Origin of the sequence: Bacteroides sp. MSK.20.12, from assembly GCF_019052435.1 — a bacterium.
In the GTDB taxonomy this organism is placed as follows: Bacteria; Bacteroidota; Bacteroidia; order Bacteroidales; family Bacteroidaceae; genus Bacteroides; species Bacteroides xylanisolvens.
This window is the reverse complement of the sequence record NZ_JAHQVH010000017.1, coordinates 87,126-112,095: the sequence shown is the minus strand read 5'-3', so window position 1 is coordinate 112,095 and position 24,970 is coordinate 87,126. Positions and strand designations below refer to the sequence as shown.

Below are 24,970 nucleotides of genomic sequence, written 5' to 3'. Positions count from 1 at the left end.
GAGCGAACTTTATATACCCGTCCTTCGTTTTCAAAGCGCCATAAAATGGCTTCAGGGTATTTCGGAATTGCTTTTGAAGTTCTTCATTGCCGATAGCTTGTAACATAGGTTTGTCATACTCATCTACCAGAATAACGACACGTTGTCCGGTCTTCTCACAAGCACGCTGAATGATACCTGCAAAACGCAAGGAAAAAGATGTCTCGGATGGACGGGTGCCGTATTGGCTTTCCCAATATTCCAGATTATCATTCAATATCTTATCCAGACTTTCCGGAGTGTCATACTTCTCGATATTCAGGTCGAGATGCAATATAGGATATTTAATCCAATCCTTTTCCAACTTTTCTACTGCCAAGCCGGTAAACAGTTCTTTTTTTCCTTGAAAGTAAGCCTCTAAAGTAGAAATGAGCAGACTCTTTCCGAAACGGCGCGGACGACTCAAAAAGTAATAACGCCCGGTTTTTACCATTTGATACATCAATGCCGTTTTATCAATATAAAAATAACCATCCTGACGAAGGCTTTCAAAATTCTGAATACCGATAGGATAAATTTTATTGCTCATAATCTCTTCTTTTAAAAACCAACAACACATAAGTGAAGCAAGCGGATTCAAAATCCACTGGGACGGATCACCTTCTTTGTATAGATTCCTACTCTTTATCTCTTATTAATTCTTGAATACTATTTATGAAAGTCTCCGCTTGTGGATATAAGTTGTTTACCATTTCTTCGTCACAATATACAAAGTCATCATAATCTCCACTATGCCTTTTCTCAAATAATGTAGAAAAAGTTTTTCCTACTTTTACAGGAAGTTTTCCTGTCGAAATAAAGTGCAGACCAAGCATCGTCTTCACCCCATTATGAGTCTGCGTTTGAATATCATATTTTAAAAGAAGAGCTACAGTTGCATAATAGCATGCATAATACAGCCTGTTAATAGCAGCATTATAGAATGACTCACGTATCATAACCTCAGCCTCTCTCAATGTTTCATAAGCACGTTGTATCCGATAAGCGACCAGTGCTTTCTTACTTTCCTTATCTAGAATTTCTTTCATAAGACAATACCTTCGTTTATCACATTTACATAAAAAGGTGTTTTAAAAGGCCGGTTCTCCCAAAATTTCTTCAAAACAACTATCGGGCTAATACTAACACCTGTTTTCAATTCCAATTCATATAAAGGTAATGTGATAGCTTCTTCTTTAGCCAATGTCATTTTATCACCTTCCACTAAAATGAGTAAATCAACATCACTATCATGCCTGGCATCCCCACGCGCCTCAGAGCCATATAAAATAACCTGCGCATTGGGAGCAACACGTTTTAATGTTTCACGAATAGCTTCTATAATCTCCGGTCTCTTCATTTCTTACTCTTTCTAAATGCATGAATGAATCAAACTTACTACATTACAAAGATACATTTTTCTATCTAAACAACATCACATCTTACATGAAAGTTCGCCATAAAATCATTTAAAGTAGGTTTCCGTTCTCTGTTCAATCTGCTCCATTCAATCGGATTTGCAATCCGATTGCTTGAGTATCAGGATTTGTAATCCGCTCCTTAACCTCTTGCCTTCCTAAACTACAATCACCTCTAGCAGTCCTTTATCACCCGCATAACTCACCGCCGAACTATATAAATAATCTTCCTGCCGTGCAACAATCTCCTGCTTCACCGGATTATTATGAATATAATTCAATTTTTGCAGAAAGAAGTCATGCAAATAAATTAATTCGGGATGATTACCTTCTTGCCAAAAACGATACTTAGATATTTTTTTGTCATTAGCTCCGGCAAAGCGAAAACGATCCAGCATCCATTCGCGACGACTTTCTTGAGGATCGGTTTCGAGTTCTGCCATAATACGTTTACTAGTGAACTTTTTAAAATCTCGAAGAATATCCGAAACAGATGCTTCTGTTCCGGAACTGACAATCATATGCAAATGGTTACTCATTAATACCCAGGCATAAATTCTTAAGCCTTTTTTCTCCTGACAATAGGCTAGTGACTCCAGAATTATATGCTTGTATTTAGGACGGGTAAAGATATCTATCCAATCAACAACGGTAGAAGTAACAAAATATAATTCATCTAAAACTCGATTCGCAGTATCCATTGGTATACTAATTTGATTAGAGAGGATAAATGTACGATTTAAATCGAAAGAGACAAAAGATTTTAAACGTTCGGAGAAGACAGGTGGATTATAAATCCTGATACGAAAGACCAGCGGATTATAAATCCGCTGGGACGGATAACGAGTTACTTTATATTCTGAAAGTAGAAAGTGTAAGGCTAAAAGGTGAGCACCGGACGCGCATACCTGCTGGAACTTTTGCCGACATAGTAATAAGAACTGCTTCCTACCTGCACTCCCCAACATTGACTTGCACTAGGCTCGGAACTTGAGGAGTACGTCCCCGAGAAGGTTGTAGCGCCCGATATTTTACCCAATTGGGTGTTAATCCCATTACTGTTGGCACTAATCGCAAAATTTCGTACCTGCCCTGTTGTGGGATAATACCAGCCGCTTGTAATTCCGGCAGACGCGGGTGTATAATTCACACAGTAGGAACATGCTGGAAAACTCTTCGATTCACTGGCAGCAACAGCCATAATCATCCGGGTACTCTTATATCCAAGTTCAGCACCGCCACTGGTACCTGTACCGAACACGCGGGAAGCGTCTCCCCACTTTTGCGATGACTGCTGCAACGCCAACACATAACCGTGGATGGCCGTCAACTTATCTTCGTAATTCTCCACCGCATCACCGCTGCCTGTTCCTATCCGATAAACAATACCAATGCATTTGCCCTGTTCTTCAGCGGTTAACGTCTGGTCTTTTGCCACTAGCAAACCGTCCTGCATAAAGAAATCCCCTACTTGCAGCGTGTGCGTTTTCCATGTGATCACTGCATTATCCACATCATAAATTTTGTAATTTCCGGCATCGGGAATAGTGGGTGTAAATGTAAATCCTCTTTTTCTGCCTGTTGTTGCATCCGTGTAGCCACCTCCGAGTGATGTCGTGGAACCCGGCTTTACGAGAAAGCGGTACAGGCCTTTATCTACCGAGAGGAAAGGAGCGAATCCGTCGAATGCTAAATTCATAGGGGGGACAATGTAGTTTGGTAATGAGGCATTTGTGAACTCATAGATCGTACAGGAGGTTTTGATAAATGCCAGTGTCATGCGGTGCGAGAGACTGAAGGTAAGCTTCCATTTCTTGTCAGCATAGCCGCTTATCGTGCCCATGCCGGTCATGAGGTCCTGTGAGGTATATTTGGTATAGTTACCTTGGTCGGTGGCGGGAGTCCAGCCATCCACCAGCGGTTTGAAGAAACCGTCAGCATTGGTGGCGGTAGCGGTCACTTTGCCTGTCATTTCCGCCTGGTAGGGATAATAGGCATAGTAGCGGGCTATATCCTTGCCTTCGTAGGTCAGAGTGACGTCTGCGGGAGGTGTCCATGTGCCGTCAGCCTCCAGAGTGAGGCAGAGATTGTCATAACCCGTTATGACAGCATTGTTCTTCACGACATACAATCCTATCTGGTCGCCTGCGGTGAAAACGGTTTTATAACCTAGCTCCTGGGCACGTGTAGCAGGGGTATCTTCTTCCGCGGAGGCGAGATAGCCGTCGTCGGTGACGCTCACGGTGATGGTGCCTCGTCCGTCGTTGTCACTGCCTGCGCCAGGCAGGTCCGTCTCATCGGTGCAGCCCCATATACCTATAAGAAGCAGACCGAAAAATAAGGATGGGAATGGAATATGTTGTTTCATCTTTAAAAATAAATTAGTTGCTAAAAAGCCAGAATGGGCCTGACATAGTTTGGCACATCTCTGGTGTGGAAAAATCCGGGACGTTGTGCCGCATAAACGTTATAACTGTAAGCAAAATCACGATTGCCATTCTCAGTCTCGGAACTCGACCAGTAATAGCCACCCTCTTTATCATAGTCCTCTCCTCCTGCTCTCAAAATATTGGGTGCTATATTTGCCTGATTCGTCAGACTCTGTGTATATGCAATTTCACCAATAGCTTTCAATTGACCTTGAGAAGGGAGGAACCAACCGCTACTCCTTGCGGGAGCTGCCGGAGTGTAGTTCTTGCAAGCGTAAAATGCGGGAAAATTGTTCATCTGCCAGCCTTCCCATTCCTCAGCCTTCGCTACGAATGTTTCCGCCTGTTGCTGATTATAAAATCCCTGCCAGTCACTCTCATTAGCCGATATGCCCGTGACCGGAAATTGCGGAGACCCGCCTTTGTCTTCCCATAGATACTTACCCGGCGCATCCTTCAATGCCAGCACATAACCACGAACCCTTCCATACTTGAGTCCCGTATTAAGATAGGAGTCCGTATCCGTTTTATGCCTTCCCACGTGGAATACAATGCCGACAACGGTACGTGAGGTACCGCTTGCATCTGTCAACACGGGCGTGACTTCGAGCAGTTCGGTGGTACCGTCGTAATATTTGCGGTAACCGCCATCGGAGGTGGTGCCGTCGCTGTAATAGTAATCGCCTATCTTCAGGTCGTCGGCTCTATAACCGGGGATGGCAACATCACTTACCACCGCCTGTTCTCCGCCATTGCCCCATTCCGTATCCGCGGTAGCAGTCACCGAGAGGCCGCCTTTTTTCACATTGAGCTGGATACTCATCCCCTCGCCTTGTACCAGGTCGGTGGGAAAGTCGGTCTGTCTCGAAACATTACTGGATTCCCCCTCCTGCCTGTAGGTGAGGGAAATGATAGCGGAAGCCTTGTTGGGAAAGAGAAAATATGTGGCCAAATCCTTCGCCTGGGCGGCATTGGCCGGCACCGATACACTGCCACTAAGAGTTGCCATGCAGGACGTCGTATTCGTATACTTTCCCCAACTGAAGCCACTGTCATTAAATGTCAGTGTTGCCGTCATCGGGACGTTGATTATGCCCAAAGTAACTATTTTAATCGCCATCTCACTTTTAATGCTGATCTTCACCCTGCTCAAGGCATGTTTCATCGTGAACCCGATGCGGCCTCCTGCCGTATTTTCATACGTCCGGTCCAGTAACGGAACGGAGGCAAGCAGGTCCTTATGGTCTTTCGTCGAATTGGAAACAGAGTAGGTAAGTGTCGGATACCCTTTTGCCGTACTGCCCGAAAATGTCGGGTTTCTGCCGCTTGTCACTTTCTCGTCCACGTATGGGGCGTAAGCGAAGAAACTGACGCAATCCTTTTTATTGTCAGGCCAATATTTCATGGGAGAGTACGTCCACGCACCGCCGCTTTTCTCCAGCTTCTGGTTGTACATGAAATTGGGTGTGGCGGTAATTGCATTAAATCCTCCTTGTGTGAGGCTGGCGAATATTCCCACAGCGGTCAGGTTGTCCGTGGTGATTTCTTCTGCGCGAGTCTGCGCGCTTACCGAAGTGGAGAATGTAAGTGGTACGGGAAGCGATTCCACTTCGTCACCCTCCGGAGCGCAACCTGCGGCAAACAACAGGCTCAAAGCAATAACCGGAAAAAATTTCATACCGTTCATCATACTTGTTCCATTCATTTTCAACTTTCTTTTTTCAATTGTTCCATAGTGACCGGAAAGGGACATTCAACCCCGCCCGGCCTTGTAGCTCTGCCCGGTCCTTGAGTGGAACCCGGACGAACCGGTTACTCAACCGTCATCTCTTACTTGATTACTCAACTGTAACCTCGTTCTTGATGTCGGTCCACGGAGTAACTACAGCATCACTGATTTCAATCTTACGCAGGTTGATTTTCAGCGTGTACAAATAAGATTCTTTACGCTTCATGTGTCCGGCAGGCAGGTTGATGAAAGCTTCTGCATGGCTTACAATAAACTTGCCGGGATTCGATTGGTCTTTGGTAGCAATGTCGTAATGGAAACCTATTTTGATATCTCCTTGGGCGCATCCCTTGTTCTGGACCAAGTCCGTACCGCTTGTCTCTCCCACCGGAATCAGGTAAAGATAAGTTTTATCCTTGAAAAGAGGAATGGCCTTGTCCACCGTCCCTTGCGAACTACTGGAAATTCTGATCCCTTTTGTAGCCGCATTATGTCCGGTAGTAGGATTCGAAATTTCGATGCCCGGGTTTTCCACGTCCAGCATTTTGTCGAGGCTAAAGTCAGGTCCGGCAATGACAGCATCCGAACCGTAGTTCCAGTGCAATTCCGCCCATTTGGCTTTCGTGTAGAATTTAGATTTTGCATTGGCGGGTGAAGCCGGATCTATCAGCGAAAGATTACTGCCGGCAGCACTGTGGTCCGTACCTACAATCCACATGTGGGTGATATAGACGAAACTGTTCGTGCCGTCCATACCTGCGAAATCTCCGGCTCCCAACTGTGCCCTGAAGGAAATACGTGAAAGAGTATGTTCAAAAGTAAAACTTACTTTGCCGGCATTTGAGGAAGTATATTCCTTGTCACGCTGGTCGGCAACTACAAGGTCCACCATTCTGTCGAGCTTGTCTTCCGGCTTTAACTGGAAACTGATGTAAGGAATCCCCTTAACAGTAGCTTCGGAAACTGTAACTCCCGCTTTCGTACCGTTCCGCCAGTCGTCCTCGTAAGGCGCATAAGCAAAGAAGGAAATCTTATCATGTTCCCTGTTCGGCCAATATTTCACCGGAGAATAGGTCCAGGCACCATTCTTATATTCCACCATCTGGTTGTGCATGAAGCTGGGGGTCACGTTGTTTTTTACGGTTTCAAAGTCGTCCTGTCCCGTAAAATACCCCATGATACCGAAACCGCCGTACTTGTTTGGATCTGTCGGATCATCCTTCATACTTTCCGTAGTCATGTCCACTCCTCTGGTAGGCACTCCCGTATACACTCCGAATCCTACCTGCGGGTGGGCGTCCGGACTGACTTCCGTCACTTCATTCTGCGAACAGGCTGACAGCAGCAATAGCACCAACGCTGACAGCATAACATTCATTCTTTTCATTGTCTCTGTTTTTTTAAGTGATTATACATATATAAGTTTATTGCGTATTTGTTCCATTTATCAGTTGATGGGAATATCGGTATGGATGTCGTCTCCCCATCCGTCCACATCCACATCGAAGCCGGAGTCGGAACCTCCTTCGGGCTTCACATCCGGTACTTTTTCGGTAGCATCGGCTTTCAGGATAAGTGTGATAACTCCTGTCCCATCTTCATTTTCTGTGATCTTCACATTGGTACAATCGCCGGTGAATTCAGTTTTCCCATCCACGAGCAATGCTTCCAGATACAGGTTGTTATTGTCTGCGTAATTGAGACCAAACACCTCAAAGTGACAGCTTAGTGTACCGTTGAAAGGGGAACCGGGATAAAATTCAGGATTCGACGGTTCAAACTCCTGCGTCACAGTGTTGGCAGACGTCCTTCCGGTGGCAAGGAAAATAGATTCTGCCACTCCACTCAAACGGCAGGTTGCCGAACGTATGTTGTTCAATCCTTCGATATGGAGCACGGCAGCCACCTTGCGAGTCAACTTTTTCGGGACAAAGCGAAGGGTATAAATTTCATCCGTTTCCTCTTCCACCGTGCGGGAAGCAGCAGTTCTCCCGTAAGTGGTCTGGCTATAATTACCTAGCATATCCTCCGTCACGATGAAGCCTTCGAGGGTGGCGACGGCCAGTTCGTCGGGCGAGGAGATGATGGTACGTGTTTCCACACGAGTCACTTCGTCCACGCGGGTTTCCACTTTCCGGGCATACGCTTCCAGCGTTTCATAACTGTCTCCACGGAAGGCGATATTGCTAAAGTCATTGAAAGAGCGGTTGAAGATGATGGCATCATAAGTCCCCATCGGCAACCGTACGGTTTCCCCAGTGCGTTCCCCCATCTGAAAAATGTGTGGAGCACCACCGTCCCGCGGATAAAAGAGGATAGTCGAACCATAGTTCTCTTCTTCGGCAGCCAGGCCGGACTGGCTCCAATCGACAAGGATATGAAGCTCCGTCACTTCGTAATAGGTGAGGGCGCGACGTTCGCAACCCGTAAAAAGAACTACTAGGCAAAGAAGTACCAAACATAGAAACATCATCCATCTCCTATCGTCCGGCCTTTTATATATACCATTATTTATCCTGTCGCATATCCGGACAAATAATAGTGAGGTCCGTTCATCACCAGGTATGAATCGTTCACTGTTCATCGTACACCTCCTTTCCCTGCTTTCACTTTACGGTTCAGCAACCAGACGAACGAGATTTTCGCTTTGGTCGGTCCGAACCAGGTATATTTACCGTTCTCCTGCCAAAGCAAGGTCTGGTAATTGTCGCGGACGTGATAATGACGGTAATCGGTCCGCAATAAACCGATACCGATATTCAGTTCCAAATGCAGATTACGGGCTATGCGTGTCGCCCAGCCATAGCTGATACCCGCAGCTATGAAGAATTCACCTTGATAGCCGTTGTACTTCCATTGCAGATCATACTTGCCACCTCCGGCATATAGTCCGAGAAAATGCCCGGTCAGCACTTCACTATTTTCGCGTTTCTTATGGCTTCCCAACCAATAGCGGCCTTCCAGACCTCCCATAAGGATTTGCATGGAATATTTGTCACCGTCGAATAGCCACCACGGGAACATATATTCGGCGTTCACTGACCAGCGTTTGCCTATCGGTATTTCAAGTTCTATGTTGGGCATCAGGGCGGCATCGAACAACAGGTTGGTCTTTAAAGCAAAAAACGGACGTTTTTCTTTAAGTAACGGGGCGTTTGATTGCTGCTGTTGCTGTTGTTTTTGTTGTTCTTGCAACTGTTCTTGTTGTTCTTGTAACTGTTCCTGCCGATGTAACTGTTCCTGCTCTTGTTGTTCCTGCTCTTGCTGTCGCAATTGTTCCTGCCGTCTTTGTTCCTGTTCGGCCTGCTTTACCAACCGGTCTTTTTCAGTAACAGATGTCGACAATGTATCCGGCCTATCCGGTTGCAGCCACACCATACATACGGCAGCATTACGCAGATACCGCAGCAGATGGTCGCGGATATAGCGATAAGAGTTTCCACCATCTAATTGCCGCAATAACTTCTTGCAGCGGTCCACATCAGGGGTATGGTCCATTATTTGCAGCACCTTGTCCCGATTAGGCAGTTTCTCATCAGCCGCTATCATACGGCGGAGTTCCTGCCAGTTTTCTCCCTGTGGGCGGAGATGGATGCGGTGTTGATCGAGATGCGGGTACTTCCACACCAGATAGCCTTTTACGGCAACAGAACGCTTCCGGGTCAGGCGTTCGTTATAGCTCCTGTCACCTTCCGGTGAAGAAAAAGACAGGATACGGATAGAATCGATACGGTGGGTTAACGCACTGTCCGAAAGCACTTCATCCAAATGATGGAGCGTTTCGCTGTTGCCCATATATCCCTTATCCACTATCGCCCTGTCAAAACGAAAATAGAGCACCATCGACTGACTACATTTGTCTCCAATGGTATCACGTTGGGCGTAACTATTAAGCAGAAAAATGAATAATAGCCCGCAACAGACAGTAAAACGTTTGATATATACAATTAACTTATTCATAAGAACAAAGATTTCATAAGAAAGAGATTTGCTGAATTACCAGTCGGATATTTTTATTTCGGATAGGAATATACGCACCACCTCGGTAAGGATTCCCAGTTTCTTGGCTCCCTCTCCGTGATGAAAATAAGATGTTTCAGAAACCTGCCGTTCAAAATGGAGAGGTTCATCAATAATTGCCAGAAGTTCAAGTAAGGATAGTTTCTGAATAGAGCGGCATATCTCGTAGGAGGAAAGAACAAATTCTTCTTTACCCGGTAACCGACGAACTAATCCCCCGGATTCCAGTTTTCGGAATAGTTCTTTCCACACCTCCGACGATAAAGAGATATTCGCCGATTGCGTGTCGGACTGTAAAGTAATGTCATTTAATATGGCGATAGCTGTTTGTGTGAGTTGTGTTAATACCATAATTGTTTTGTTTAGACCGTTACTTACCAAGTAACAGAAAGCCTGTTTCCGGAATTTATTTTCTCTACACAAGAAATAAAAAGTGTATTTTATCTGCCATCTGCCACAAAACGGTCGCAACTATCTGATATAAAACAAATTGGAGCGTTGCAGATAGTGTGGCAGATAGGTGGCAGATGCAGGTATCTGCCACACTTGCGTCCGACAGGAGTTTAGAAGTGTGTCAATAAGGCAAACAGTCAGGGGAGAGCTGTTGAACGCCGGGTCCACTACTATGGGGAATCCAGTATCCCTATGAAGATACTCTAGTATCCTACCATGGAAACTCCAGTATCCAACCGTGGAAACTACAGTATCCTACTGTGGAAACTACAATTTCCAACGAGGAAACCAAAGTTTCAAAGCCGGAAACCGAAAGGAAGGTGGCATAGAAGAAGATACAGATAATAAGATACGCTCCGGACAGGTGGCAGATACCCGCATCTGCCACCTATCTGCAACGCTATCTGCAACGGCGCAATTTACTCTATACCGGATAGTTACAGCCGTTTCGTGGCAGGTGGCAGATAAAAATCACTTTATATTTCTTGTGTAGAGCCGTACAGTCCATTTTTGACAGTTCAAAGATGGAAAGAGGTTTCGTGTCCGTTAGCGAACAGAAGTATAATATGGTATGAAGTTATGGGGATATTGTGTTTGAAAATAGATATAATTTAATGGTTAACCGAAGATTTTATAACTTTTGTTTGGTTTTATAAGAAAATATATTGAACTTTGCCAGCGTAACAAATCCGTTACTTGGTAAGTAATAAACTTCTTTTTCAATCCGTTACTTGGTAAGTAACAACCACTGTCCAAACCTGTTACAAGGTATTTTCGATGCTACTTTTTTCTTCTTTCCACATTTTGCAACAGAGGTTATCAGTTCATCATTTGCTACGTCTACCCGTTCATTCTCAAAAGGTTTCAGGTAAGTTTCTGTTACCTTAATAGAAGAATGCCCCAATGCCTTGCAAATAATGCCGACACTTACACCGGAGTAGAATGCCAGGGTAGCCCACGTATGCCGTGGTGTGTATGAACTCAACTTAACGTCCGGCAGCAACAATGCTGCTATCTTCTCCAACTTTCTGTTGAAATTGCGAAGTGCAGATAGATAGCTGCTTTGTCCGTCCAGGATCGGGAATAGGTAGATGGAACCAGGATTCGTATTTTTAAACTTTTCCATCAGCCATGCCGCTTCCTGGGGAATGCGAACTGTCATCTGACGCCCTGTTTTATGGCGGCTATAGATAATATAATTTCCTATCACATCCTGCTTGCGAAGATGAGCGAGGTCAATAAACGGCATTCCACGGAACAAGAACATCAACCGGAAATGAACCAACGGACTCTGTAACCCTTTCGGCAATTGCTCAAAATCGGTATACAGCAACACATTCATCTGCTCCGTATCCAGGGCACGTTTGATCTGTGATTCTACTTTCGTGTACACATCATCGAAAAGTTTGGAGTCATAAGGTAGCAGCTTTTCATCAACAAGGCGGTTGTACACTGCTTTCAGATTCCGCAGGTAGGTAGAGATGCTGTTCAGACTTAAACCTTTCGGTTCTCCGTCTTTCCTTTTCCTCCCTTCCCGCCTCATCCATTCCTCATACTCCTTCAATTTGCCGGAAGTGAAAACTTTATCCACCGGTATCGGCATACCCTCACCCCAAAACAACGTGAAGGATCGCAGCGCATAGGTATACGTATGTGCCGCCGGACGCTTCCTGGCATTTTCCAATTGTTCAATTACCAACTGCATATAAGACACCAAATCAGGCATCTCCACGACTTTGGTCACTTCTGTAATTTTTTCTTTTTCATCCATAATACTCTGATTTTTATTTCCGCATTAAACGTATTACCAGCAAACAGCTACACCAAGCAGAAGGTTTACGAATGCTAAACGATGACCGAGTATAATAGCCATTGAAAAAGAAGAAGGAAAGTTGTAAAAGAGGAGAAATAGTAAACTTATCCTATCTCTGTATAAACAAAAAGCAGTAGAATTCGAAATCTGAAATTCTACTGCTTCCATCATATATTTAGATTCGAATCAATCACACAGAGAATTTCTCTAATGCTTTTTCCAATGCTTCTTTTGAAACCGGTTTAGTCACAAAATCATTGCATCCCATCTCCAAAGCCAATTCTTTATCCGTTTCAAAAGCATAAGCCGTCAAAGCAATAATAGGAACCTCTTTGGAATAAGAACGAATGATATGCGTTGCTTCCAATCCATCCATGCGTGGCATTTTTATATCCATCAGAATTAAGTCCGGTTGATACTGCTTATACATTTCAATGGCTTCCACCCCATCCTTAGCCCAAAGCAATGTATATTCCCTGCCGATCAGATTCTTCAGCAGGATGAAATTACTTTCTACATCTTCCGCTACCAAAATCTTTTTGATCTGTTGCACACGATTTACAGTATTTCCTTTAGATTCCGTCTTTGACATTTTAAAGATTTCGCCGAGTTCTCCGGCTTCTTCATAAGGAATCGTGAAATAGAACGTAGAGCCTTTACCCAATTCAGAAGTCACCCCTATTTCTCCACCAATCTTTTCGATAATCATCTGACAGATAGATAGCCCTAATCCTGTGCCTTGCGCAAAAGAGTTCAGTTTGACAAAACGCTCGAAGACATGGTCTACCTTTTCCGGTTCTATTCCTATTCCTGTATCCTTCACATATACACGAATATTTTTATCCGTCCGCTCAAAACCCAAACGAATCTCTCCTTCATACGTAAATTTACTCGCATTAGTCAGGAAATTCGTTATCACCTGCATGATACGGTTCTGATCTCCCTCAATGAATAAATTCTCATCCTCATTATCAAAAACAAGAGTTACCCCTTCTTTCACACGTTCTTTATGAACAGCATAAATTGTCCGGCAAACTTCTCCCAGATTCATTGGACGCTTGATATATTCCAGTGTCCCGGCTTCTATCTTCGATAAATCCAGAATATCATTAATCAGTTGCAACAAAATATCCGAATTCTGATTGATAATACCCGAATAGAGCTTTTTCTCTTCAGCAGTTTCGGCAGCAGGCAATAATTGAGAGAATCCTACAATTGCATTCAGGGGTGTCCGGATCTCATGACTCATATTAGCAAGGAAAGCACTTTTCAATCGGTCGGATTGCTCTGCCTTAATCCTTGCCTTTATCAGTTCCTGCTCAATATTCTGAAGATTAGTAATATCCCAAGAGATACCAATCAGCAACGGTTTGCGTCCTTCCATCGGCACAAGCGCCTTTAACGTCTGTACAATACGCGCTTCCCCGTTGGCGGAAAGATATGTTTCTTGCATATCAATACGCTTATGGGTCTGAAGTAATTCCAAATCATCCTTACGGAATTTCTCTGCGTCTCCATGACTCGGAAATACTTCATAGTCCGTATGTCCGATCGCTTTAGACGCCGAGATACCTGAATGGTCGGCAAATGCTTTGTTCCAATACAAATACCTAAAATCATTTTCCGGGTCTTTCACAAACAGATAGACTGGGATATTATTCAAAATACCATCCAGCAATAGATTTAGTTCGCGAAGTTCATCCTGTTTCTTTATAACATCAGTAATATCCTGTGTAAAGAACCAAGTCAGTTCTTCATTATTCTCACGAATCAGAAATGTAGATACTTGATGCATCCGCTCTTTATCTTCACCTTTCCGCATATAGGCAGCACGATAAGCAAAAGTGCCATCATTGTCACGTATTTCCTGAAGACGTCTTTCCCACGCCTCCTTTGTTGTCATAGAGACGGGCAGATCATATATCTTTTGGGTACCCATCTGTTGAGTAACTCCGTATTCTTCTATAAATTGCTTATTTGCATAAACCAATGTCCCGTCTTCCGATACGGCAAGAATGCTGTCACTCACTTTATCGAGTACACTCTTGAAAACCTCCAGTTGCCTTTGCGTGGTCACCCGCTCCGTTATATCACGACACATAATCAATACATACTCCTCATCCAACGGAAAGATACGATTTTCGTAATGATGATGTTCACCATTAAAATCCAATTCATGATGGGCAGTTGAAACAGCTCCCGTGCTGACAGCCTGACGCATATTGGAGTGAATATTCTGATATGCTTCCGGTGGAACCATTTCCCGCATATACATTCCCTTAAAATCTTTGTTTGATATCCCGACATGATTGGTTTCTTCATTGGAAACAACTTCAATGCCTACTTCGTTCTGATTGAAGACAGTCAGCATATCCGGCAAAGAGTCCAGAATCCTGACAGCATATTTTTCTTTGAAACTAACGGGACGATTACTTATATTCTCATTCCTAAGAATAGAAAGCTCCTTTTTGAGCTGCTCATTTTCTTTCTTTAGCGCTTCCAGCTGTTCTAATAGTGCTTTTTGGTTTTGTTCGGTGTTCATGATATATCAGAATAAATGCGTACTTATCTGCCAAAAGTAAATATTTTTTTGAAGATAAGTACGCAAAAACCAGTTTTTTTTTGAAAATCATTCAATTACCATGATCCGGTCGTTCAATGCCACCTTCATGCCATCTTCCACAAACACCTCTTTGACTACTCCATCCGTCACCGAACGTATCTCATTCTCCATCTTCATTGCCACCAATACGCAAAGCGGATCGCCACGTTTCACATTGTCTCCTTTCTTTACATACGTCTTCAGTATTACTCCCGGCATCGGTGCCTGTACTACCTGACGTCCCACAGACTCGGCAGCAGTGCGGGCATTATGTATCTTCTCCATTTCTCCCTGCAATTCAATCTGATAAAGCTCTCCCTTATTCATGATTGTATATGAATTATTGGAAGAGGGAGAAATCTGCACTCCATGCGAGTGGTGATCGATGATGATCGAATGGATAGAGTCGCCACCCATGTTATAATCGACCTCATATATCTTACCATTGACTGCAATCTTCTTGATTGGTCCGTCCTCCAGTATTTCCACCTTATATTCACTATCCGGCATGTCCTGGAGCTTGGCGTAATATGTAGCTAATGTTGTACCCATAATCTGTTCTGTTATTTTTTAGTGTCAAATCAATAATTATTAGCAGTCATCTGCAACTTACCATAATACTTCCAGAGTGATTCGCCTACTACCGGAAGCGTTGTGGCACGGGAAGCCGCTTCTTTCTCCCGCTCGTAGTGTCTCACTGCGGCAGCAATGACAGCCACTGTCGGATCGGTATTCTGACGGCGTTTCAGGTCTTCCTTATCGAAGCGCGTATCAATAAACGTTGTATCATATTCGCCTTTCAGGAAAGCTGCATTCTTCAATACACGTTGATGGAAAGGAATTGTTGTTTTAATTCCCAAAATCTTGTACTCGCGCAAAGCACGTGCCATATTGGATATGGCAGAAGCACGGGTACGTCCCCAACAACAAAGTTTCGCAATCATCGGGTCATAATGCAGAGAGACTTCGAATCCGGCATAAGCGGCACTGTCAAGACGCAGATTACGCCCTTCGGGAGCTTCACGAACAGTAATCACCCCGGGAGAAGGCATGAAGTTATTCTCCGGATCTTCCGCATAAATACGACATTCGATAGCTGCTCCGCTAAACTGAATATCATCCTGTTTATAAGGCAACGGATTTCCGGCAGCAACTGTTATCATATCCCGAACCAGGTCAACTCCCGTACATTCCTCCGTCACAGGATGTTCTACCTGCAAACGGGTATTCATCTCGAGAAAGTAGAAGTTTTGGTCTTTATCCATCATAAACTCCAATGTCCCGGCACTGTAATATCCTATTTTCTTACAGGCTTCCACAGCAACCTTCAACATCTTCTTTCTCGTTTCTTCTTTCACAAAAGGAGAAGGACTTTCCTCTATCACTTTTTGGTTACGACGCTGAATGGAACATTCACGTTCGTAAAGATGGACCACATTGCCATATTTATCTCCCATGATCTGAACTTCGATATGATGGGGATTTTCGATGTATTTCTCAATATATACCGCATCATTGCCAAAAGAAGTCCCTGCTTCGGATTGCGACAAACGAAGAGCCGTTTCCACTTCTTCTTCCGTACGTACCAAGCGCATTCCTTTTCCTCCACCTCCGGCAAGTGCTTTCAGCATAATAGGATAACCTACTTCATTGGCCACTTTCTTCACTTCATCAATCCCCTGCACAGGTGTCTCGGTTCCGGGAACAATGGGTAATCCTGCTTCACGCATAATCTTACGGGCTTCTGTCTTGATTCCCATTTTGGAAATAATGTCCGCACTCGGTCCGATAAAAATCACTCCTTCTTCTTCACAACGACGGGCAAAATCCGCATTCTCCGACAAGAAACCATATCCCGGATGAATAGCGGCTCCGGTCTTTTTGGCAATGGATAATATCAATTCCGGCTTCAGGTAGGAAGTATCTTCAGGCGATTCGGAGATGCAATAGGCTTCTTCCGCATAACGCACGTGCAAAGCTCCTCGGTCTACATGGGTATAAACAGCCACCGTCGAGATATTCATCACCCGACAGGTACGGAAGATTCGCATCGCTATTTCACCGCGGTTGGCTACTAATATTTTCTTTATCATAATCTTTTTATTCTTTTAATGAATACTCTCCATTCTCAACTCTCCACTCTCAACTTATTAAAGCGGAAGATTCGAATGTTTCTTAGGAGGATTAGACTGCCGTTTGTTGGCAAGCATCTCGAAACTTCGAATCAACCGCAAACGGGTTACCGCCGGATCAATCACTTCATCCACATATCCCAATTCCGCCGCCCGGTAAGGATTGGCAAACTTCCCGCGATAATCATCCTGAAGTTCTTTCCGTTTTTCTTCGGGGTTTCCGGCCTTATCTATATCCTTACGGAAAAGAATATTCACAGCTCCATCCGGTCCCATCACAGCTATTTCGGCAGTAGGAAAAGCAAGATTGACATCTCCGCGGATATGCTTGGAGCTCATCACATCATAAGCGCCACCGTATGCTTTGCGGGTGATAACCGTAACTTTCGGCACTGTAGCCTCACAATAAGCATAAAGCAATTTTGCCCCGTTACGAATAATTCCGCCATATTCCTGATCGATTCCCGGAAGGAATCCCGGCACATCTACCAATGTCAGTAAAGGGATATTGAAAGCATCGCAGAAGCGGACAAAACGGGCAGCTTTGACAGATGCGTTAATATCCAGCGTGCCTGCAAGTACCAATGGCTGATTAGCCACCACTCCCACTGTTTTTCCATTCAGCCGGATATAGCCGGTCACAATATTCGCAGCATATTCTGCCTGAAGTTCGAAGAAACTATTATCATCAGCCACTGCTTCAATCATTTCTTTTATATTATACGGCTGATTCGGATTGGTTGGAATCAAATTAGCCAGTTCCGGAGTCAGACGGGTCGGCGAATCGTTTGTAGCTACAAACGGAGGCTCTTCCATATTATTTCCCGGCAGATAGGAGATCAATTCACGAATATAATTAATACACTCAATATCATTCTCCGCAGAAAGATGAGCTACACCGGACTTTGTCATGTGTACGCCTACTCCGCCGAGTTCCTCTTTAGTAACTTCTTCCTGTGTCACGCTTCTCACCACATCCGGTCCTGTAATAAACATATAACCGGAGTTTTTCACCATCAGGATAAAATCTGTCAATGCAGGAGAATAAACCGCACCTCCGGCACATGGGCCCATGATCGCGCTAATCTGCGGAATCACTCCGGATGCCATAGAGTTGCGCAGGAATATCTCGGCATATCCGGCCAAAGAACGTACCCCTTCCTGAATTCGTGCACCGCCAGAGTCATTCAGTCCGATGATGGGTGCTCCCATTTGCATAGCCATGTCCATCACTTTACAAATTTTCTTAGCGTGCGTTTCCGAAAGAGCTCCACCAAATACGGTGAAATCCTGTGCAAAGACATAAACCAGGCGCTTGCCAATCATACCGTATCCCGTCACTACCCCGTCTCCGGCAAATTTCTGCTTTTCCATACCGAAATCGGTACACCGATGGGTTACCAACTTATCCAGTTCGATAAACGAACCTTTCTCCAATAATAAATCGATGCGTTCACGGGCGGTCAGTTTGCCCACAGAATGTTGTTTTTCAATGCGAGCGTCTCCGCCGCCTTTTTCTGCTTTCCTGTTCAGTTCTTCCAGGTTGCTAATAAGCTCTTTCATAGGCTGTAGTTATTAAAGTTGTATGTGTGTGTGTAAAAATAAACAGTAATATATGAAATCATTGTCATATTGATTACACAAAGTACTTTTATATAATGAACGCCTCATGTGTGGAAAATGTTAGCATTTATGCCTTAAAACATCTTTATCCATTTATTTAGGGAGCTTTTTTGGCTGGTTGCGACAACAAACTTCCCCGCTTTTCTGTTTATCGCTTATCATTTTTAATAAAACCTATACTGTTGTCAACTTCGATGTTGAACAAGGCCGCATCATTATCCGGGAAAATCCGAAATATCTTAGTTTGAATGAAATGTATCAAGTAGCCAACAGCTATCCGAAAGGCAGCAAGGATTTCGTTAATGTATTCGATATCGCCGTGCGGATGTATCCGACTGATGCCGTAGCCAACCTGAATGCAGGAGCTGTCGCTTTATCACAAAAAGACTTGAATGCAGCAGTGAAGTTTATGGAGAAAGCCGACCACAATACTGCCGAGTTCATCAACAATACCGGAGTCTACAATTTCCTTAACGGGGATATTAACCGTGCCATGGCTGCATTTGAGCAGGCAGCAAAGCTAGGTAACGAAGCTGCGCTGGCCAACTTAAAACAATTACAACAAATTCTTAGCGTGAAGATGAAATAAACAGAAAAATCTTTTTATTCAACCGACCAAAGTGGGACGTTTGTTTGTTATATCAATAATAAACGACGTTCCACTTTTTAAATCTGATAATTATGACCTTGATCCTTGCTATTATTCCGGTGTTACTGTTGATTATATTAATGGCATTCTTTAAAATGCCGGGTGACAAAAGTAGTATCATTTCTCTGATCGTGACGATGCTGATTGCTATTTTCGGCTTCGCTTTTTCAGTAGACAATCTGTTTTACTCCTTTTTATATGGGGCGTTAAAAGCCGTCTCTCCTATCTTAATCATTATCCTGATGGCTATTTTCAGTTATAACGTATTGTTGAAAACAGAAAAGATGGAGATTATCAAACAGCAATTCGCTTCTATTTCTACCGATAAAAGTATTCAGGTGTTATTACTGACTTGGGGATTCGGGGGACTACTGGAAGCGATGGCCGGCTTCGGGACAGCAGTTGCCATTCCGGCAGCCATTCTTATCAGTCTGGGATTTAAGCCTATCTTTTCGGCAACCGTAAGTTTGATAGCCAATAGTGTAGCCACCGCTTTCGGAGCGATCGGAACTCCGGTATTGGTGCTGGCCAAAGAAACGAATTTGGATGTATTGCATCTTAGCACGAATGTCGTATTGCAGTTATCCATTTTGATGTTCCTGATTCCGCTGGTTTTGCTTTTCCTTACTGACTCCAAACTTAAATCGCTTCCCAAAAATATATTTCTTGCCTTATTAGTAGGCGGAGTCTCTTTAGTCAGCCAATATCTGGCTGCCAAGTATATGGGTGCTGAATCTCCGGCCATTATCGGCAGTATTCTTTCGATTATCGTGATTGTTCTTTATGGAAAACTGACTGCTTCTAAAGAAGAGAAAGCACGGAAAAGCCATCTGAAAACAAAAGATATACTGAATGCATGGAGCATCTATTTACTGATTCTATTTTTAATCATCCTGACCAGTCCCCTCTTCCCGGGATTGCGTCATACATTAGAGAATAACTGGATAACCCGAATCAGTTTGCCCATCAATGCTTCCACCGTCAATTATACTATTTCCTGGCTGACTCATGCCGGAGTATTGCTTTTCATCGGAACTTTTATCGGTGGATTGATTCAAGGGGCTAAAGTAAAAGACCTGTTCATCGTTCTTTGGAATACAGTGAAGCAATTAAAGAAAACATTCATCACAGTGATCTGCCTTGTGGGATTATCCACGATTATGGATAGTGCCGGAATGATTGCTGTGATTGCCACGGCACTGGCTACGGCTACGGGAAGTTTATACCCGCTGTTTGCTCCGGTCATCGGTTGTCTGGGAACGTTTATCACCGGAAGCGACACCTCTTCCAATATCCTTTTCGGAAAGTTGCAAGCAAGTGTTGCAGGGCAAATTCATGTCAGCCCGGATTGGCTGTCTGCCGCAAATACAGTAGGTGCTACAGGTGGTAAGATTATCTCTCCACAAAGTATTGCTATTGCTACTTCTGCGGGAAACCAACAGGGAAAAGAAGGGGAAATACTGAAAGCGGCTATTCCTTATGCGTTAGTATATGTGGCGATTACCGGAATTATTGTTTATATTTTCAGTTAATTACCCACAGATATCTCTAGTAAGTTTACGATGTCTTTACCCTCACACCCTCTCACTATTAGCTCAAACGGCTTATTCATCATGGTTACAGGTGTGAGGGTAAGGGTGAGAGTAGGGTGAGGGTAACTTTTTACCCTCACCCTGTCTCGGTAAGCGTCTTGTCATTACTCACTGGAGAATTTCCGGTTTGACGGCAGTTCCACTTTGTTTCACTACTTGGGACAAAGTGTTTCACCGTAGGAAACAAAGTGTTTCAAGCCTTGAAACAAAGTGTTTCGCACCGGGAAACAAAATGTTTCAAGCGTTGAAACAAAGTGTTTACCTATATGAACAAGTCATTATCTGCATAGGTTCTGCAAGTTACTTATACCACATGATATATCACTTCATGCGCTTCTGTCAGCAGTGGAACCTCCAGTTTATCCAACATCTTATCCAAAACAGATTCAGGAAGTGCATATTCCCTGCTTTTATTTTGTTGACGCCAAGTGTGATAGGGCTGTTCCAGATAGACTATCTTCACTTTTGCACCATAATCAACAAACAAATCAATCAGTTGGGCACGCATCTGACGGGTTATGTTAGTAGCATTCCAAACAAAATCCTGTCCTTTGCGAAGATACGTCCTAGCCTCTTCCTTCGCCATTTGCACTACCCGTCCATTCGCCGACTTATCCGTGGGACTCAATTTGTACTTTCGACGAATGGCATCCAAACTCACCACCGGCATATCCATACCAGCAGACTGAATATAATAGTCTTTCCCCATTCCCGGAAGTCCTGACAACATCGTCACTTCACATTTAAACTGTTCGTGAGGGATATAATCAATATAACTGTCTTCTGCATGGAAGTAATGAAAGCGTGCACAATCTGTGGCAAACTCTCTCGGTTTACTCCAACAATCTTGTTCGCGACAGAAAATCTCAAACAGTTCCACAGCTTCCAACAGCCCATTCTTATCTTCACAAATACGTCCTCTGATATCAGCGTCGGCCAACATCTTCAACAATGAGGTATCTACCCGTAAAGAAGCTTCACAGAGTTTCTTTACAGAATCCGGTTTCTCCATCAGCCAAACAGGCAATCCGTGATACCGGACTAAAGACGCAATCTGTTCTCGGATATGGAACGGAGCAGGACAATCCCGGTATAAAACAGTACGGGCAGTATACTCTCCCTTTCTGGCGTGCCCTTTAGCAGATACCCGTCCCTCTCCTTCATCCACGGAAGTCGAACGCTTTTCAACATCATGCAACAATGCAGATGTCCAAATAATTTCTTTCTCCAAGGTGGGGAGAGTATGATAAGCAGAAGACTGCTGCAATGCTTCCAACACCATACGGGTATGCTCGGCCACACTTCCCTCCGCGTGATGACGAGTATCCTGCGGGACTACATTCATTTCGCGTACCCACTCGAACTGCTGTTCGAGTGAGCACCATGATTTATCTTCTATCAATTTCCAATTCATCATTATTCTCCTTTTCATTACTCAATTCCCAGACAAGCGGGGCACGTTTCCAATTACGCGTCCAATGCTCATCTGTTTTGACGTGTCCTTTTCGCACATATTTAAACACATGATGCGCAAATTCGCTTACCGGATATTCCTCGATATTGCGGCTGACTACTCCTTCACGAGTACAAGCCTCTTTCGTCCACGGATCACATGAACCGAAAACAGACGGGTCTTGTGACATATCGATGATTTCCTGTTTTAAAAGTTCCGGCGTTAAACCGGAAACAGGTTCTATCTTCAACTCCGGAACCGTAGGCAAGTCAAATAAAGCTGCATAAAACTTCACTTCTTCCCATGACAACCATTGATCCATGCAACGAACTGCAAAGATATAAAAATGCGTTTCTAATCGCTGATATTCAATAGAATGTATGGCGTATAGATTTTCTCCAAAGATTTCTATATCACCCAAATCATTCTTTATCAATTCCCAACGTTCCCGCAGTTGCCTCGTCCAGGGCGAAGTGGTGGGAGCCGCATGCGAACGGGCAAAGACACCCCACTGACTTAAACAATTATTCTCTCCATCCAACTTCTCGGTATGAACCAATGTCTTAATCCGTTGGATATCTTCCCAATACGTATGATTAATCCGGTCATCACTAGTCGTTCCGGGAGAGAACGGATAGTGATAGGTACGACCATATTTCTCTGATATCATTTTCTTCTTCTTTTTAATTAAATACTCATTCTTTTTTGCACAGCTAAACGAGTGATTCCTGAATCACCTTCACCGGATTCCCCCGCTGAAGATGATTGTGACTGACCCAGTTTTCCTGTGCCTGAATCATGGCTTGTTCCATCGTCCAGGACGAGAGTTTCACCAATAAACGTTCTGTTGCCAGTTTCTTGTTCTGCCATTGCGAGCGTTGGTCGGAAGCTACCACACTCATTCCCGTAGGAATATGCACCGCACGTACTGCCGATTCTGTCTTGTTGACGTGTTGTCCGCCAGGTCCGGAAGCACGCAAGGTTTCATAACGGAAATCATGTTCCGTAACCTCCTGACTCTCGGACAAAACAAACGAATGAACACCGACAAACCAGTTTTTCCGCTTATGATAAATGCGATACGGACTTTGAGCTATCCATAGCACCGTTCCTTCCCATTCATCCACCACTTCATCACAGGCTGCCCCTTGAAGGGAAATGACAGCCGAAAGCAAAGTACGGTTCACCGGTCCTACCTCCCGCTCTATCATTTCCACTTTCAAACCTCTCGCTTGTGCTTGTTTCACGATTCTTTCGAGCACTAAAGCCACTACCCGGCAACATTCCGCAGGTCCTCTGCCGGAAGTAATCTGTAAATAGACTTTTTCTTTCATTGCGTCATTCCTTATTCATTCGTACAATGCGAGGCATAAATTTACCCTGCACTTCCACCAGCGTCTCCTGCGTATACATCACTCTGTCAATGTCCTTGTATGCCAACGGCATTTCTTCCACACTCCCACCAATCAAAGTTACTCCTGCTTGCGACAGCAACTTCTTCAAAGCCGATTGCGTAAAACTATCTTTTGCCTTTTGGCGGGACATTGCCCTGCCGGCTCCATGAGAAGCCGAATTCAACGCTTCTTCCACCCCTTTGCCACAAACCAGATAACCCGGGGTGACCATACTTCCGGGAATCAATCCCGCTTGTCCCTTTTGCGCCGGAGTGGCTCCTTTACGATGGACGATTGCCATACGTCCCGGTGTTATTTCCTCTTTCCAAGCGAAGTTATGATGATTATTGACATTAGCGAGAGGCTTCAACCCTAAGGCTTTCGCCAAATTCAAATGAATCCGTTCATGACAGGCACGGGCATAATCACCCGCCAGATTCATACTCATCCAATACTCCTGCCCCTCTTCAGTATTCAAATCCAGCCAGGCAAAATGTTGTGCTTCACGGGGAAGCCTGCACACTTCACGTGCCAGCAGACTGTAATGTTTTGCAATAGCAGCCCCCAACCCTCGTGAACCGGAATGTGACAGCAACGCCAAGTAACTTCCTTCCGGAAGATTCAATACGTTTTTTTCTTGCAAAGTGATCTCGCCGAACTCTACAAAATGATTGCCACCACCGGAACTCCCCAGTTGACGGACGGCCTTTCCATGCAAGTCCCTCAATAAAGACGTCAGACGGAATTCCTCCCTATCCAACACTTCATGTTCCTGCTCAAAACCCAATCCGCCATCCATACCGAAATGGGTGAAGTCTTTCAAGGCTTCTTTCATCTGATAGGCATACCGTTTCAGAAAATCTGCTCCGGCATCGAATACTGTCAGACTCATCCGGCAGCCGATATCAACTCCTACGGCATACGGAATCACCGCATTATCCGTAGCAAGCACTCCACCGATAGGCAACCCGTATCCGGCATGAGCGTCAGGCATCAATGCTCCACCCACTGTTACGGGCAAGCGCATAGCCAGGTTCATCTGTTGTTTGGCAAGCGTCTCGATAAATTTACCTCCATAGGTTTTATACATCAACGGCTCATCCAGTAAATCATAAGCTATAAACTCTTTCGCTATTATAGTCGGCGAAAGGCGTTCGGCCAGCTTATTCCATATTTCATTGTTTTTGTAAGATTCGGGATGCTCGAGTATATCGCTCAATGTCATTTCAATCTGTTCTTTCGTGTTATATTTGCAATGTTTGCTCACAATATCCACCACCAGACTGCGGGCAACATTATCCCGGTATCCCAGTTTACTTAAATCTTTTAATCGTATTCCCATACTCTTTTTTCATTCGCATACAGCATTCCCTGTCAGCCTCACCGGCAAACGACGATGCAATACACGTGATACCAATGCTTAGGATACGGATATAAAATACCCTCCCACCGCATTGAAGTGATTAATTTAAAAAATAATAAATGTGATTGCAGGACTAATCAACCATTGCCGCCTGTTAGTAGAATTGCGGTCAATGTAAGAACCATCAGTTCAATATAAAAAATAATAAGTTGCAAAGCCTCATCCTCCCGACGAGACAACTTAGTCCTAATTTGAAAATATTATAACTCCAACATAATTAAT

21 protein-coding genes and 1 pseudogene are annotated in these 24,970 nt (G+C 44.2%); 3 read left to right on the top strand and 19 right to left on the bottom strand.

All coding sequences use genetic code 11. From position 1 onward, the window contains the following. The 10 genes from KTR06_RS11205 to KTR06_RS11160 all read right to left on the bottom strand — a co-directional run. Positions 1–568: AAA family ATPase (locus tag KTR06_RS11205; RefSeq protein WP_217290355.1), on the bottom strand; the 568-nt coding region annotated here is incomplete at its 3' end. Positions 569–656: 88 nt separating this feature from the next. After that, positions 657–1,067, bottom strand: a complete 411-nt coding sequence (locus KTR06_RS11200) for a HEPN domain-containing protein (RefSeq protein ID WP_049702466.1) — start codon at positions 1,065–1,067, stop codon at positions 657–659. Next, on the bottom strand, positions 1,064–1,378 hold the full coding sequence (locus tag KTR06_RS11195; RefSeq protein ID WP_015532942.1) for a nucleotidyltransferase domain-containing protein: 315 nt from the start codon (positions 1,376–1,378) through the stop codon (positions 1,064–1,066). The genes KTR06_RS11200 and KTR06_RS11195 overlap by 4 nt, the downstream gene beginning before the upstream one ends. Positions 1,379–1,594: 216 nt before the next feature. After that, positions 1,595–2,137: a transposase gene (locus tag KTR06_RS11190; protein ID WP_008771222.1), complete on the bottom strand. Its 543-nt coding sequence runs from the start codon at positions 2,135–2,137 to the stop codon at positions 1,595–1,597. Between the two features lie 179 nt (positions 2,138–2,316). Further along, positions 2,317–3,804 (bottom strand): fimbrillin family protein, encoded by a 1,488-nt coding sequence (locus tag KTR06_RS11185; protein WP_120069014.1) that lies wholly within the window; start codon positions 3,802–3,804, stop codon positions 2,317–2,319. A 20-nt stretch (positions 3,805–3,824) separates the two neighbouring features. Next, positions 3,825–5,570, bottom strand: coding sequence for a fimbrillin family protein (locus KTR06_RS11180; protein WP_165861929.1), 1,746 nt, complete (start codon positions 5,568–5,570; stop codon positions 3,825–3,827). A gap of 133 nt (positions 5,571–5,703) precedes the next feature. Next, positions 5,704–6,981 (bottom strand): fimbrillin family protein, encoded by a 1,278-nt coding sequence (locus tag KTR06_RS11175; RefSeq protein WP_243636494.1) that lies wholly within the window; start codon positions 6,979–6,981, stop codon positions 5,704–5,706. 60 nt (positions 6,982–7,041) lie between these two features. Next, positions 7,042–8,178 carry a DUF5119 domain-containing protein gene (locus KTR06_RS11170; RefSeq protein ID WP_243636495.1) on the bottom strand — a complete coding sequence of 379 codons (1,137 nt, stop codon included), beginning with the start codon at positions 8,176–8,178 and terminating at the stop codon, positions 7,042–7,044. Next, positions 8,175–9,554 carry a DUF3575 domain-containing protein gene (locus tag KTR06_RS11165; protein ID WP_120069022.1) on the bottom strand — a complete coding sequence of 460 codons (1,380 nt, stop codon included), beginning with the start codon at positions 9,552–9,554 and terminating at the stop codon, positions 8,175–8,177. Before KTR06_RS11165 ends, KTR06_RS11170 begins: the two co-directional genes overlap by 4 nt. A gap of 36 nt (positions 9,555–9,590) precedes the next feature. Continuing rightward, positions 9,591–9,965 (bottom strand): hypothetical protein, encoded by a 375-nt coding sequence (locus KTR06_RS11160; RefSeq protein ID WP_120069026.1) that lies wholly within the window; start codon positions 9,963–9,965, stop codon positions 9,591–9,593. Positions 9,966–10,305: 340 nt separating this feature from the next. Between KTR06_RS11160 and KTR06_RS11155 the strand changes: the two genes are divergently transcribed. Continuing rightward, positions 10,306–10,560, top strand: coding sequence for a hypothetical protein (locus KTR06_RS11155; protein WP_120069029.1), 255 nt, complete (start codon positions 10,306–10,308; stop codon positions 10,558–10,560). A gap of 234 nt (positions 10,561–10,794) precedes the next feature. Here the strand turns inward: KTR06_RS11155 and KTR06_RS11150 are convergent, their stop codons facing one another. The 5 genes from KTR06_RS11150 to KTR06_RS11130 form a co-directional block, all read right to left on the bottom strand. Then, positions 10,795–11,838, bottom strand: coding sequence for a site-specific integrase (locus KTR06_RS11150; protein ID WP_120069032.1), 1,044 nt, complete (start codon positions 11,836–11,838; stop codon positions 10,795–10,797). A gap of 232 nt (positions 11,839–12,070) precedes the next feature. Beyond that, a complete protein-coding gene (locus KTR06_RS11145) occupies positions 12,071–14,422 on the bottom strand; it encodes a PAS domain-containing protein (protein ID WP_120069036.1) in 2,352 nt (783 codons plus the stop codon). A gap of 87 nt (positions 14,423–14,509) precedes the next feature. Next, the gene (locus KTR06_RS11140; protein ID WP_008025626.1) at positions 14,510–15,034 is read right to left on the bottom strand and encodes a biotin/lipoyl-containing protein; all 525 of its coding nucleotides are present in this window, start codon (positions 15,032–15,034) and stop codon (positions 14,510–14,512) included. A gap of 29 nt (positions 15,035–15,063) precedes the next feature. Continuing rightward, entirely contained in the window at positions 15,064–16,575 is a 1,512-nt protein-coding gene (gene accC / locus KTR06_RS11135; protein ID WP_008643568.1) for an acetyl-CoA carboxylase biotin carboxylase subunit, read from the bottom strand. A gap of 57 nt (positions 16,576–16,632) precedes the next feature. After that, on the bottom strand, positions 16,633–18,177 hold the full coding sequence (locus KTR06_RS11130; protein WP_008643569.1) for an acyl-CoA carboxylase subunit beta: 1,545 nt from the start codon (positions 18,175–18,177) through the stop codon (positions 16,633–16,635). 235 nt (positions 18,178–18,412) lie between these two features. On the opposite strand from KTR06_RS11130, the pseudogene KTR06_RS11125 reads away from it, so the two are divergent. Together KTR06_RS11125 and KTR06_RS11120 are read left to right on the top strand one after the other, a co-directional pair. Next, positions 18,413–18,826, top strand: a pseudogene (locus tag KTR06_RS11125) (tetratricopeptide repeat protein); the annotation flags it as partial. A gap of 92 nt (positions 18,827–18,918) precedes the next feature. Then, on the top strand, positions 18,919–20,418 hold the full coding sequence (locus KTR06_RS11120) for an L-lactate permease (RefSeq protein ID WP_217290354.1): 1,500 nt from the start codon (positions 18,919–18,921) through the stop codon (positions 20,416–20,418). Between the two features lie 364 nt (positions 20,419–20,782). On the opposite strand, the gene KTR06_RS11115 is transcribed toward KTR06_RS11120, so the two are convergent. Genes KTR06_RS11115 through KTR06_RS11100 form a run of 4 tightly spaced genes read right to left on the bottom strand, consistent with a single transcriptional unit; the run spans position 20,783 to position 24,667 of the window. Next, the gene (locus tag KTR06_RS11115) at positions 20,783–21,892 is read right to left on the bottom strand and encodes an AAA family ATPase (RefSeq protein WP_217290356.1); all 1,110 of its coding nucleotides are present in this window, start codon (positions 21,890–21,892) and stop codon (positions 20,783–20,785) included. Further along, the gene (locus KTR06_RS11110; protein WP_008025652.1) at positions 21,867–22,601 is read right to left on the bottom strand and encodes an RNA ligase family protein; all 735 of its coding nucleotides are present in this window, start codon (positions 22,599–22,601) and stop codon (positions 21,867–21,869) included. Before KTR06_RS11110 ends, KTR06_RS11115 begins: the two co-directional genes overlap by 26 nt. A gap of 43 nt (positions 22,602–22,644) precedes the next feature. Then, positions 22,645–23,265, bottom strand: a complete 621-nt coding sequence (gene prfH, locus KTR06_RS11105; RefSeq protein ID WP_217290353.1) for a peptide chain release factor H — start codon at positions 23,263–23,265, stop codon at positions 22,645–22,647. 4 nt (positions 23,266–23,269) lie between these two features. Continuing rightward, positions 23,270–24,667 carry an RtcB family protein gene (locus KTR06_RS11100; protein ID WP_217290352.1) on the bottom strand — a complete coding sequence of 466 codons (1,398 nt, stop codon included), beginning with the start codon at positions 24,665–24,667 and terminating at the stop codon, positions 23,270–23,272. Positions 24,668–24,970 lie beyond the last annotated feature (303 nt).

Bases quoted from the DNA above. Each gene is read 5' to 3' on its own strand.
- KTR06_RS11145 (WP_120069036.1), bottom strand. From the start codon at position 14,422: ATGAACACCGAACAAAACCAAAAAGCACTATTAGAACAGCTGGAAGCG.
- prfH (WP_217290353.1), bottom strand. From the start codon at position 23,265: ATGAAAGAAAAAGTCTATTTACAGATTACTTCCGGCAGAGGACCTGCG.
- KTR06_RS11200 (WP_049702466.1), bottom strand. From the start codon at position 1,067: ATGAAAGAAATTCTAGATAAGGAAAGTAAGAAAGCACTGGTCGCTTAT.
- KTR06_RS11195 (WP_015532942.1), bottom strand. From the start codon at position 1,378: ATGAAGAGACCGGAGATTATAGAAGCTATTCGTGAAACATTAAAACGT.
- KTR06_RS11170 (WP_243636495.1), bottom strand. From the start codon at position 8,178: ATGAACAGTGAACGATTCATACCTGGTGATGAACGGACCTCACTATTA.
- KTR06_RS11190 (WP_008771222.1), bottom strand. From the start codon at position 2,137: ATGGATACTGCGAATCGAGTTTTAGATGAATTATATTTTGTTACTTCT.
- accC (WP_008643568.1), bottom strand. From the start codon at position 16,575: ATGATAAAGAAAATATTAGTAGCCAACCGCGGTGAAATAGCGATGCGA.
- KTR06_RS11185 (WP_120069014.1), bottom strand. From the start codon at position 3,804: ATGAAACAACATATTCCATTCCCATCCTTATTTTTCGGTCTGCTTCTT.
- KTR06_RS11130 (WP_008643569.1), bottom strand. From the start codon at position 18,177: ATGAAAGAGCTTATTAGCAACCTGGAAGAACTGAACAGGAAAGCAGAA.
- KTR06_RS11120 (WP_217290354.1), top strand. From the start codon at position 18,919: ATGACCTTGATCCTTGCTATTATTCCGGTGTTACTGTTGATTATATTA.
- KTR06_RS11110 (WP_008025652.1), bottom strand. From the start codon at position 22,601: ATGATATCAGAGAAATATGGTCGTACCTATCACTATCCGTTCTCTCCC.
- KTR06_RS11180 (WP_165861929.1), bottom strand. From the start codon at position 5,570: ATGAATGGAACAAGTATGATGAACGGTATGAAATTTTTTCCGGTTATT.
- KTR06_RS11160 (WP_120069026.1), bottom strand. From the start codon at position 9,965: ATGGTATTAACACAACTCACACAAACAGCTATCGCCATATTAAATGAC.
- KTR06_RS11150 (WP_120069032.1), bottom strand. From the start codon at position 11,838: ATGGATGAAAAAGAAAAAATTACAGAAGTGACCAAAGTCGTGGAGATG.
- KTR06_RS11100 (WP_217290352.1), bottom strand. From the start codon at position 24,667: ATGGGAATACGATTAAAAGATTTAAGTAAACTGGGATACCGGGATAAT.
- KTR06_RS11140 (WP_008025626.1), bottom strand. From the start codon at position 15,034: ATGGGTACAACATTAGCTACATATTACGCCAAGCTCCAGGACATGCCG.
- KTR06_RS11115 (WP_217290356.1), bottom strand. From the start codon at position 21,892: ATGAATTGGAAATTGATAGAAGATAAATCATGGTGCTCACTCGAACAG.
- KTR06_RS11165 (WP_120069022.1), bottom strand. From the start codon at position 9,554: ATGAATAAGTTAATTGTATATATCAAACGTTTTACTGTCTGTTGCGGG.
- KTR06_RS11175 (WP_243636494.1), bottom strand. From the start codon at position 6,981: ATGAAAAGAATGAATGTTATGCTGTCAGCGTTGGTGCTATTGCTGCTG.